9 protein-coding genes are annotated in these 11,611 nt (G+C 42.7%); all 9 read right to left on the minus strand.

Annotation, left to right across the window (positions count from 1 at the left end; genetic code table 11):
* Positions 1 to 23 precede the first annotated feature (23 nt).
* On the minus strand, positions 24 to 488 hold the full coding sequence (locus tag L1D50_RS16715; protein ID WP_128728618.1) for a 3-hydroxyacyl-ACP dehydratase FabZ family protein: 465 nt from the start codon (positions 486 to 488) through the stop codon (positions 24 to 26).
* Positions 485 to 805 carry a phosphopantetheine-binding protein gene (locus L1D50_RS16720; RefSeq protein WP_128728619.1) on the minus strand — a complete coding sequence of 107 codons (321 nt, stop codon included), beginning with the start codon at positions 803 to 805 and terminating at the stop codon, positions 485 to 487. Before L1D50_RS16720 ends, L1D50_RS16715 begins: the two co-directional genes overlap by 4 nt.
* A 48-nt stretch (positions 806 to 853) precedes the next feature.
* The gene (locus L1D50_RS16725) at positions 854 to 1,081 is read right to left on the minus strand and encodes an acyl carrier protein (RefSeq protein ID WP_128728620.1); all 228 of its coding nucleotides are present in this window, start codon (positions 1,079 to 1,081) and stop codon (positions 854 to 856) included.
* Positions 1,082 to 1,086: 5 nt separating this feature from the next.
* A complete protein-coding gene (locus L1D50_RS16730) occupies positions 1,087 to 2,451 on the minus strand; it encodes a salicylate synthase (RefSeq protein ID WP_138522095.1) in 1,365 nt (454 codons plus the stop codon).
* A 3-nt stretch (positions 2,452 to 2,454) separates the two neighbouring features.
* Positions 2,455 to 4,065 carry an AMP-binding protein gene (locus L1D50_RS16735; RefSeq protein WP_138522097.1) on the minus strand — a complete coding sequence of 537 codons (1,611 nt, stop codon included), beginning with the start codon at positions 4,063 to 4,065 and terminating at the stop codon, positions 2,455 to 2,457.
* A complete protein-coding gene (locus tag L1D50_RS16740; RefSeq protein WP_239966448.1) occupies positions 4,065 to 5,345 on the minus strand; it encodes an acyltransferase in 1,281 nt (426 codons plus the stop codon). The genes L1D50_RS16735 and L1D50_RS16740 overlap by 1 nt, the downstream gene beginning before the upstream one ends.
* Before the next feature lie 31 nt (positions 5,346 to 5,376).
* Positions 5,377 to 6,567: a beta-ketoacyl-[acyl-carrier-protein] synthase family protein gene (locus tag L1D50_RS16745; protein WP_239966449.1), complete on the minus strand. Its 1,191-nt coding sequence runs from the start codon at positions 6,565 to 6,567 to the stop codon at positions 5,377 to 5,379.
* Positions 6,568 to 6,631: 64 nt separating this feature from the next.
* A complete protein-coding gene (locus tag L1D50_RS16750) occupies positions 6,632 to 8,398 on the minus strand; it encodes a non-ribosomal peptide synthetase (RefSeq protein WP_239966450.1) in 1,767 nt (588 codons plus the stop codon).
* 26 nt (positions 8,399 to 8,424) lie between these two features.
* The gene (locus tag L1D50_RS16755) at positions 8,425 to 11,454 is read right to left on the minus strand and encodes an SDR family NAD(P)-dependent oxidoreductase (RefSeq protein ID WP_239966451.1); all 3,030 of its coding nucleotides are present in this window, start codon (positions 11,452 to 11,454) and stop codon (positions 8,425 to 8,427) included.
* Positions 11,455 to 11,611: the final 157 nt, after the last annotated feature.

The raw sequence follows: 11,611 nt of genomic DNA on the forward strand, positions 1-11,611 counted from the left end.
CTCCAACACCTAAGATATACGCATTATAAATCATGTCCTTTCCATCCTGCTTGCAATGCAATATTTTTTATATGTGATCGCATTTGTTCATTAGCAAAGCGTTGTAGTTTTAACATCAGTTCCGAGTCGGCAACAACAGCTCCCGTTGCATCATAGATTTTAGCTTTACAAATAAGATAACCGTCTCCATGGTGTGCTATTTTGCTTTTAATGGTTAGCACTTGATTAGGCGTCACAAAGCTTCTGAACTTGGCAGAGCGAACAGTCGCTAAATAAGCCATCTCTTCAAAATTTTTGCTTAGCATGTGAATATAGCCACCTGCTTGCGCCATCATTTCGATAAGGATCACGCCAGGAATAATCGGATTTCCAGGAAAGTGCCCTTCAAAGATCGGCGCCCTTTCGGGCACCTCACTTTCGCAGACGATCGCATCCAAGCTGTTATGCTCAATAATCCGATCAATAAGCTGGTTATACTCTATGTTCATGCAGGAACAGCCCCTTGCTCTTCAACCAGCTCTAGTACACTTTCAACAAAGTTACTAAGGCGGAATACGCTATCTTCAGCATTTGGAGCTTGCTCACTTGCACGGTTCATCCACTCTTCTGAAGGAATGGAAATTCCAAACTCACTTTCGATGTCAAAGATAACATTCAAAAAGTCGACACTATCTAGTCCCAAATCCGCATTTAAAATGTGATGCGGCTCTATTTTTTCAATATTTAGATCTTCCAGGTCACATTGCTCTAAAATAAGTGCTGTGATTTTTTCGTAAGCTTCGTCATAAGAGATTGAGTTGCTCATTTTGCTATCCTTTGTTTTTTATTTGAAAATATTGGGGTTAATAATTTTTTAGAGCGATAAATCGTGAATATCGTCTATTAATTGTGAAATCGGCTTATTATTAAATAGCCACTCCATCGGGATCTCTAATCCAGACTCTTTTTTGGCACGAAGAATGAACTTCATAGCCAAAACAGAATTGCCACCTGATTCACTGAAACTTTTATTCAAGTCAGCGTCATTAATCTTTAGCGTGTCGACAAATAACGTTGTTAAGTTCCCACGATCTACTGACATGTGCTTTATCCTAGTTCTTCTTCAAAAGTGACGTAGTTTGCAACGCAGCTCATTTTCTCGCATGTTTCGACAAACTCTCGCTCTGGCCTTGAGTTCTTAACAATCCCAGCACCAGCTTGCAGCCAAGAGCTGCCGTTATGATTGAATATAGAGCGCAACACTAAAGCGGCATCAAGACAACCATCTTGTTTCACCATAAACACGGAGCCACTGTACAATTTGCGTGGTTCAGGCTCAGTGACGCGGATAAAATCAACCGAATTTAACTTGTCTATTCCTGATGCGGTCACGGCAGGAAACAGCTTAATAAATGCATCCCATTTATTTTTGTCTTCACTCAGCTCGCCAACTACCATAGACGCTAAATGCTGAACGGTACCGCGCTCGACCACATGCATAAACTGATCAACAATCACGCTTTCTTTGTCACACACTGCTTCCAGCTCTTCAACGGATAGGCGCACTGACATCGCGTGCTCTGCAATTTCTTTTGGGTCACTCAAAAGATCTTGTTTCAGCATCCACGTTTCTTCTGCATTGTTACCCAGCGCTCTCGTACCAGCTAACGGTTGGGTATAAACTTTTCTGTTTACATCAACCTTAACCACCAGCTCAGGGCTGTACCCCGCTGCTGAGCAACCATCGATGTCGAACATAAATGAACGTACAGGGGTGTTATTTAGACGACCATTTACAAATGTATTTATCATGTCGACTTTATTGGCAAGGCGAACACGTCGCGAGAGGATCACTTTTTCAAATGCGCCTTGCTTAATCTTCTCAATCGCAAGCTGTACGCTGTCTTTGTACTCCTGCTCATGGCGATGTAAGTCTTCCAGCTCAATTCCTAATTTAACTGGTAGCGTCGGCTCACTGATATGTTCAGCAACATTCTCTAGTTGTACTAACCATTCATCCACCTCAGTCTGAGCGAGACCATCGACCAGCTTCACCTCAATATGCTTGTCTCTTTCCAATGTGAGTACCACTTGTGGAACAACAATACGCAGTAGTTCACTTGGCTCATCAAGTCGTTGAACCGAAATACCGTGTGTTAAATAGGCAAGCTCAAAGTTAGCGAATCCAAAACAAATTGGATTTTTAACACCGCATTGCTCTAATGCCGCTTCAATACCTGTAGACAACCCTTGGTACGAAACCGGCTGTAATGCCCCTTGTTTACCAGCGAGCAATTGACCATTTGCATCAAGTGACACTTCGTAGACACAACCTAAGCCAACTTGCCAAGTGCCATTGTCTTCATAAATAAAAAGCTCTTTTTGCTGCAGGCCACTTTTTCGGATCCCTTTTATCCACTGTGAAGCGTCTATGCCACCAGCTATTTCGTATTGTAAATATCCTTTATTCACGCTCTATTCCTCGTAGAGTTTGATGAGTTGATGCTTGTCCGTTTTACCTATGGGAGTAAGCGGTAATTGATTAATTAGTTTTATTTCATCCGGCAGTTTGTAGGCAGGAAGATTGTGTTCATGTAACCGAGCACGTACTTTACTTTCGTCGAGCTCTGACTGCTTCACGACAAATAACACGGTTTTTTCGCCTTGTTCAGTACAAGGCACAGCAACTAAACAACTGTGAATTATCTTATTCCCTTCAAGGAGCACATCTTCCACATCAGCTGGTGAAAATTTCTCGCCAAAACGATTGATCTGCTCTTTTGCTCTTCCCATAATTTGAATACAGCCATCCGCTCTTCTTTTTGCGAGATCTCCTGTGATAAACCAACCGTCAGCAGTAAAGTCTTTGTGATTTGCTTGCTCATTAAAGAGGTAGCCATGAATGGTGTAAGGGCCTTTAGTGATCAGTTCACCTACTTCACCAGGTAATACATCTTGCAAGCTAGAAGATACGATGCGAACCTTATCCTCTGGGCTGGCTGGAGAGCCTTGCGAGTGAATAATTTGCTCTAACGAATCACCTTTCTTAGAACAGCAAAGCAAACCTTCAGACATGCCAAACACTTGTTGTAATTCACACTGCAATTCATCAATTACGCTTTTGGCTTTATCTGGAGCAAAATACGCCCCCCCAACTTGAATTTGACGTAACGAAGAAAACTCACTAACCGCTAGCTTTTTAGATTCAACAAACATATCCGCTAGCGAAGGCACTAACGCGGTATGTGTGATTGAGTTGCTTTCTACAATCGTAATAAGGGACAAGATATTATTGGCATCTCCCAAATACGCAGCTCCCCCATTAGCAAGCACCCCCAACACACCAGGACATCCTAGGGCAAAATTGTGTGCAACAGGGAGCGCAGCCAGATACCTTACGGTTTCGTCTAAGTGGCAGTGGGCAGACATCATTTCAATGTTATAGATATAGTCACTATGCGTTCGTGGTATTAATTTAGAACGACCAGTAGTCCCACCCGATAGAAGAATAAAAGCGACTTCCTCGGGCTCACTGTATTCGCAGCACTTGAGTATCTCTTCAAAGCATTGCTCAGGTTGAGGCAACAAAGTATGAACTGCTGTTTTCGTTAGCGGTTTCGCCGGCATGCAGTCAAGAAATATGTTTTGGATCTGCTCCGACTTATCAAGCCAATCAAGAATAAGTTGTTCTGTAGGCTCATCCGCATAATGACCTATGTAAGCAACAGAACTCGAATCTTGGATCACCCCACTGACTTCATTTACACTGTGCGCAGGCAACGCCAAAACAGGAATAGCGCCAATACGTATTAATGCAAAAAAGCTGATGAAAAACTCCACCCGGTTACGTAACCTTATGGTGACCCGCGCATCTTTTGAAATACCCAATGCGGCAAAATAGCCGGCATTTGCTGTTATCTTTGATGCTAATTGCGAATAGGTGACACGATGAGCTTCATCTTGTAATGCAAGACGATCGCCATGCAATGCACAAGACTCCAGTAACCAATCACACAGCGTTTCTCTCTTCCAGTTACTAAGCTCTGCTCGTTGTTTTAAAGCGCTTGAGGAAATTGGCGGATACATTAGCCGAGCTCCTTAAGTTCTTGATTAAAGTTACGGCTAAACTCAGCAAGTTCAGATTCAAATAACGATACTCTAAAGCGTATTTCATCAGTTTGATTACGACTTGGTAGTATTGAAATAAACCGCATATATTCTTCATTCGGTGTGTCAAAACTCACCGGTCCTCCCGCACCAAAATCAAACATGTCATAGCTGATATGCATGAGGTTATTACACATAATGGCGGGTTCGTAGATGGCGTCAAAAACGGGTCGTATCGCAAACTGTTTATAGTTTTTGTTCGTAATGTGCTTATCAAACCAAGCAAACTCTTGCTCTATCCTTTGCGCATGCTCCACCATTGAAAATACCGATGTACGTATTTTTTTGGCGATATCAATGGAGGTTATAGAACGAAGCTCAGTGCTCGTTAACTCTGTCTTTGGATAGTAAAGGTGGTTGCCAAGCGGTTTATCAATGTCGGTAAATTGTCGAATGTCATATACCGTATATAAGCTAGTCACCTCTGAATTTGATGTACGGCTTAACATTGCATGATGCGCACTTTTCCACGCCAGAGCATATAAATAATCAGAAAGTGGGACGCCATGCGGTGTAATATAAGTCAGCAAGTTGTCTAGCGTTTTACCGCCAAAAGTAAATTCAGCGGTGGCGATCGCACTCTCACCTTGTCTTGCATCTGATGCAAGTGAAACTTGGCGAATGCTATCGTGGTACTCGCCTTGGTGTTCATCATTATTCGGTAGCGGATCCTTTGCTTGATAACAACCGACTACCTCTTCGCGATAGGCTGCAACAACAGCCGCAAGAAAATCAAAAAAGGCCCCGCCATCCGCAATCGCATGCCATACGCTCAGACCTAATACGGTGTGATCATCATAATTTGTCTGCTTTACGGCAAACAAAGGGACCTTTAAACTTGTTGCTGAAAACTTATGCTTTCTGCGTTTTGAGTTGTCAGGCAAATACATCTGCCAATCTTGCTCTGTTATGCCTCCCTCATCAGCAAAACGTTTATCTACTCGTTGAAAGCTGAAGCTGATCCCTTTAAAACAATCGATATACACATTTTGATCTTGCTCTACCCCACTGACCTTACGGCCAGAAAAATATGGATAGCGTTCAACAGCCTGCGACAAGGCACTAAACAACTTTGCGTCATCCAAAGGGTAGTCGTATTCAAGCACATAATCCGTCCACGTATCGAGTAGCAGATCAACCCCGCCTAGTGCACAAGGTGGTGGTGGAGATACTGGCGAAATTAGTTTTTCATATTGCATGTTATGTCCCTTAAATTCCTATTGCAGAGATTTATGAACGTTTATATTTTGAAAATACAAGGGACACGTTTTGCCCACCGAAACCAAACGAGTTTGACAAAATATGATTTACAGGGCGTTGACGTACTAATTCAGGCGTAACCACGACAATGTTGTCATGCTCACAGGTACCGTCGTAGTTAATTGTCGGTGGGACAACATCTTCTATAATACTTTTCACACTAAAGACATTTTGCACGATCCCAGAGGCATTCAAGCAATGGCCTGTCATTGACTTTATTGACGTCACGGGTATCGACATGCCTTGAAACAGGTCGCTCAATGTGTCCGATTCAAGCTTGTCATTTTCAGGAGTACTGGTGCCATGCGCATTCACAAAAGTAATGTCTTTCAATTCAAGCTCAGCTGCTTTAACTGCGCTGCTCATTGCACTTAGGATCTTATGCCCTTTGGGGTTACTTCTCGTTCTGTGATAGTTGTCAGTGGTACTTGCACAACCTGCAAGCTCAGCATAAATATTGTGGCCATGTTGTATCGCGTAAGCCTCACTTTCGAGAATTATTGCTCCTGCCCCCTCTCCTATCACAAAGCCATCGCGACTCGCGCTAAATGGTCTTGATGCAGTTTCTGGCGAGTCATTACGTGTCGATAACGCTGATAAGTTGGAGAACTTTGTGATTGTTTCTCTGGACACAGAGCAATCAGAAGCGATAACTAAGATACGATTTGCAAGTCCAGACTGAATGGCATTAAAAGCCATTTGTAATGTTGAAGCCGATGATGCACAGGCAGTAGAAACCAAAGTGGGATAATCTTTAACCTGATATTTTTCTGCAATTCGCGCCGCAAGATTTGACTCGTAGAAGAAGGTCGTAAAGTGATCTTCAATACCTGAGTCCGCATTTTCCTTGGCGAAACGCGGTTCAATATCATACAAACCGTTAGGCAAACTATAATAGCAGCGGTCAAAACCTTCATCGTCTGCGGCAATCGCCTCATCGACTACTTTCTCTAGTAACTGCTCTAAAATCCCTCGAGGTGTTCCAAAGGTGCCATTATCTCGATAATAAGCAGCAATATGTGTTTTCATACCTGTTGTATCAAAGCGATCGATTGCCTTGACCGCTGATACTCCAGCGTCAAGTTGTTGCCAACAGTGTTCTACCGTATGACCTAACCCTGTAGACACACCCATTCCAGTAATTACAACTTTATTTTTCATTTGTTATTCCTGATTTCGATTTTAAAAATAAAATGAAACGCCATTCCTTGTTGTGCTCTTTTGTTTATTTTCCGCTCAAGAATGCCATCAATGCCTCTGGCGTTTTCAAGCGATAGAAGTCATTAACATCAATTGCAATATTCAGCCGTTTTCTTAAATTTCTTACCAATAGCATCGCAAGTACACTGCTGCCTCCGGCATGAAAGAAATCATCAGCCATCATGAAGTTAGGCTGCCCTAACATTTCACGGAAGAGGTGTAACAACTGCTCATTAATACCTGTAGGTAATTTGGAAGTAGCCGCTGACGAAGTAGAAAATAAGGATTTTATTTTTTCGCGATCAACTTTTTGGTTGATATTCAGAGGCAGTGTGGTTGAGACAAGTATTTGGGTAGGGATCATATAACTGGGTAGGTGCGCACTAAGCTCGCTTCTCACCTCCTCGCTACTCAGCGTTTCATCTTCTACCTGAACGAACAGTGCCAGTTGTTTTTTGCTCTCGTCTGTCGTTGATGAAAGTACAAAACATTGAGCATATTTCACTTGTGCTAGTGCAGCTGTGACAGCCTCTATCTCGGCCAACTCAATGCGATAGCCGTTCAGCTTAACCAACCCCTGACGACGTCCCCGGTAATGGATCACACCTTGCGCATTTTTAATTGCCAGATCACCTGTCTTGTATAGTTTCTCCGATAAGTTATCGAATTTATTTGGGACAAAAACTTCAGCTGTTTTTGCAGCGTCGTGTAAATAACCTTTTGCAACCGCTACGCCCGTTACCCAAATTTCCCCTTCTTCACCGTACGGCACAACTTGTCCTTGCTCATTGACAATGTAAATGCCAACACAATTTATTGCTTCTCCAATCGCGGGGACATCTTGTTCATCCGATAAAGGAGATAAGCATGAGTATTGAGTCACAACATGTGTTTCTGACGGGCCATATTGGTTCACCAATCGTGTTTGGAGACCTGCAAATAAGGCTCTGATCTCAGGTGTAATAAGCAGCTTTTCACCAGCGACTATCACCACCTGCAGAGTTACAGGGCGAAGTTCAGGGCAAAGTTTTGCTTCTTCAGCTAGGGCTTGAAGAACTGGAGACGGCATGAAAATACGTTCGATACTCTGCTGACATAACTTTCTCAACAAAGCCTTGGGATCACGAACGTCTTCCTTTGTGGTGATCACAAGCTCTGCGCCGCTATAAAAACACGTCAATATTTCTTGTACAGCAACATCAAAACTAATCGAAGTAAATTGAATTGTACGGTATGACTTGCCAATTTCGGGTTCCAATTCTTGCTGGACCTGAAGCAGATTTGCAATCGCGGAATGCGTCATCTCGACCCCTTTAGGTTTTCCTGTCGAGCCTGATGTGTAAATAATGTAAGCGGTGTCTGTAGGATAGTTTGCCCCACATGTTCCCTTTGCCACGCGTGCAATTAAAAGAGGCGAATCATCTGTTAGCCAGCTATCCAAATAAATAAAATTTGCATCGTAATCTAAATTTTCAGCGATCTGACGCGTCGTTAAGATAGCTGCTGGCTGACTTTGAGCTAACATATAGTCGACGCGTTTAGCAGGCAAATCAGGATCGATGGGAATGTAGGGAATGCGAGCACCAAAACAAGCATTTACCGATGCTGCTAACGCCATAGACCGAGGCAAACAAATAGCAACCGCTTGAGATGCTGAAATCGCATTATTCAATACCGCAACCAGTTGCGCTGTCTTATCGCACAGCTGGGCATATGTTAGGCTATGGTTATCATCGCGTATGGCACACGAATTCATCACTCGCTCTGAGTGACTGAAAGATAAGTCCGTCATTTAGAACCTTCCTTAGACTAGGTAAATTAACGATCAGCGCGACAAGTAAGTTTGGTAATTACCTTCTCGACAGCTTCTTTAAATGGCGGATTTTTGCGTCCAAGTAGGCGATTCATATCTACCGTATACTTAGTTCCAATGAGTCGTTCAGTGGATTCTGGAAGCATTGAAGTCAACTTATCAGCCACCGACGCGGATCTATCAAAATAGACCGTCCTCTTTTGCTTTCGTATGCCGTCTAAAATTTGTGGAAGAACTTGTTCTACCGACAGCAATGCATCATTCCCATAAGCGTTGGTCGCCATCGACATCGGCGTTGCAACAAGCGGTAGGTTGAGATCGGTCACTCTTATATTGTTTCCCATATTCTCAACAGACAGAGTACCCATATACGCTTTAAGTGCCTGTTTACTTGCCGCATAACACGCAAACATTGGAGAAGGATAGTTGGTTACAATAGACTGAGAATTAACAATTTGCCCCCCGCCTTGCTCTATCATTTGAGCAAGAAATAGTTGGGTCATTTCAACCGCAGCGATGTAATTGACTTGCGCTGTTCTGTCTGCATCGTGGGCTTGTACACTGGACATGGAAAGGACGCTTTTTCTCAGTGACATACCAGCATTATTAATGACAATATCAATACCATGGAATTGCTGCATCGTCTTTTCGTAAATGTCTTTTCGTGCACTTTCGTCACAGATGTCAGCCTGAATAAAGAGGCACTTAGTGTTTTTTCTCAGCATATTCATGCTTTTCTTATCAAACTCTCGTCGTCCAATAAGTACTAAGTGTGCGCCAAGCTCACTTAACTTCATTGCCAAGCTCAAGCCAATTCCAGATGTGGCGCCTGTAATTAATATGCGCTTGCCGCGATAAAACGCCTTATTGCTTTCAGTTGGCGTTTTAAGGGGTAAACAGAGTTTAAATAACAACTTAAAGGTATTAATCCAAACTCGCTTAACACTGATTTGGTGTTCGAGTGCATGCTTCAAGCGTTCAGTGACAACCGCAATTTCAGACTCAGTCATGTCTCGCGGCATATTGAGTCGAGACATAAAAATAAGTAAGTTCGCATGCGTGATCAGCATATTAGAAACCACTGGCTCAAACAGCATTTTGCGCGCTTTTGCTGAAGGAAAATACGTTTGATTCAGCACCAGCTTAATCAGCCCCCCTTCCCCTCTCACAGCAGAAAATACCTTCGACTTAGAGATTGCAGTTTCTAATCCCGTACGAAATTGAGCATAAGTTTGTGTGATTTGAGATTCGTTTAGGCGTGAAGATAAGTCCTCAAGTCCTTGGTACGCAATATGAGATCCTAGTTGGTTAACATAGCGGGATGCGAGTTTGTTATAGAGCTCTGGTTGATTCTGCTGCGCTGATGCCGCAACCGATTGGCTCAAAAGAGTCATTCCAATTGGGAAAAACATATCGCTTAGTGATTTAGCCAAGGTGACAATATCTGGCTTGTTAATTTTGCCCTGATAGGACAAAAAGCGCCCCGTTCGCCACACTCCTGCGAGGACATCGTCAGTTCCAACTAGATATCCATTCGTTTCACGATAGGAGTCAACGATATCTAAAATGTCCTGCGGGATCGGCAAACAATCAAACCCTTGTACGACCTCAAACCAAACCAAACAGATATTGCCTTTACTCAATACTTTTACCAGCTGCTCAACGGCATCACTAGCATGAGGGTCAACATAGATGACATTATCACTATAAGGAGCAAATACGGTACTATCAGCCCAAGTCGCAGCGGATGCATACTGACTTAAGCTCATCGATAACAGAGTTTTTCCACTGTAGTTTTTATTGAAGGTAACAATATATTGTTTGTTTGGATTAGCCATTCGAGCAGCTAAAATGGCATTATCAACAGCACTTGCACCACTCACCGAGGGTAGTGCCACATTGAAGCCTGTAAGCTCAGATATTTTCTTACATAGTAACGCCCAATAATCTTTATCTTGACTGTGCGACTGCAATACGTGAGTCGCGATGGCATCATGGTTGTGACCTCGTAAACTGCACCCATAATTACCAGTACAGTCTAGAATATCCTCACCGCTATTAAGCTTTAAAGTCAGTCTTTTCGCCGATTTAACGTTAACATCCAAGCCGAGTAAACGATATAACTTCGTGCCCTGAGGGTTGATATACCTAGCCGTTGCCGCCAAGCGACTTTCAAAATCAGTCTCAATTTGATCTAGTTTATAACGTAACGCCTCAGATAGCCTTCCGGCTTTTTTTAAGCGCTCAATTGCAAAAGACAAGATTAAATTATTGCCGCCAAACGTCGAGGAATGCAAAAAACACATCTGAGGGTCATCCCAAGGTTTATACATTTCTGACGACATAATGAGCGCTCCAAATGGCGCTTGATAGTCGACGGCTGACTCACCTAATAAAATAAAGTCAGGTTCAACTTGCTTGGACAGCAATAGCTGCGCCTTTAGCTCAATACGCGATTCATCCAAACCAAACGCGATATTGTTTTTTTTACAAACACTTCTTAATTTATTGAGACGACGTTTTTCAGCTTTAACTTCATCGCTTGAAGTTACCGGTTCAGCTTGAACTACCACGCTATGTACTTCGTCAGATAAAGACGCGTTTAACAGCGCTTCAATGGAGTCGTAAAAGGTGATACCAGTGGTAAATTCACAATCCCCCCCCAACCCAGCATGAAGCCACTTTTGGAAGAAATGATAGTCACCGAGGAAAGCGATTTTTTTTAAGGTGGGTTTACGGCTGTTTTCATAAGCTTTGTGACGACACAGCTTGATTGCAGCGTGTATAGCCTCATCATATGAGTTGTTGAAAAAGGTTTTGTAATCCTCTTTGATTATAGAAGATTGTAATAGGTCTGAGTAGACTTTTGCTAACTGAGCTAAACTTTCCGACACAAATAAGCTGACAATGAGCATACTTACGCGCTCTGATTGATGAAATGTTAGCGCATGCTCTAAAAACTCGCTTGATGTACACGCATACACCGATGCGTTAACTGGTGAAACCTCTATCTCCCGCTTATGAATACTATTCACAGCAACGTCCTTTTATAAAACAACAAAGATGACAGCGCTCACAAGCTGTCCCCGTAAACGCAAAGCAGGCAAGAATATACAACCTAAAAAACACTAGCGCAACTTTGCATTTACATAAAAAACATTACATAAACTAAATAAACAAATTGCATACAAA

The sequence above is a fragment of the Pseudoalteromonas sp. Isolate6 genome (assembly GCF_022398435.1).
Lineage (GTDB): Bacteria > Pseudomonadota > Gammaproteobacteria > Enterobacterales > Alteromonadaceae > Pseudoalteromonas > Pseudoalteromonas galatheae.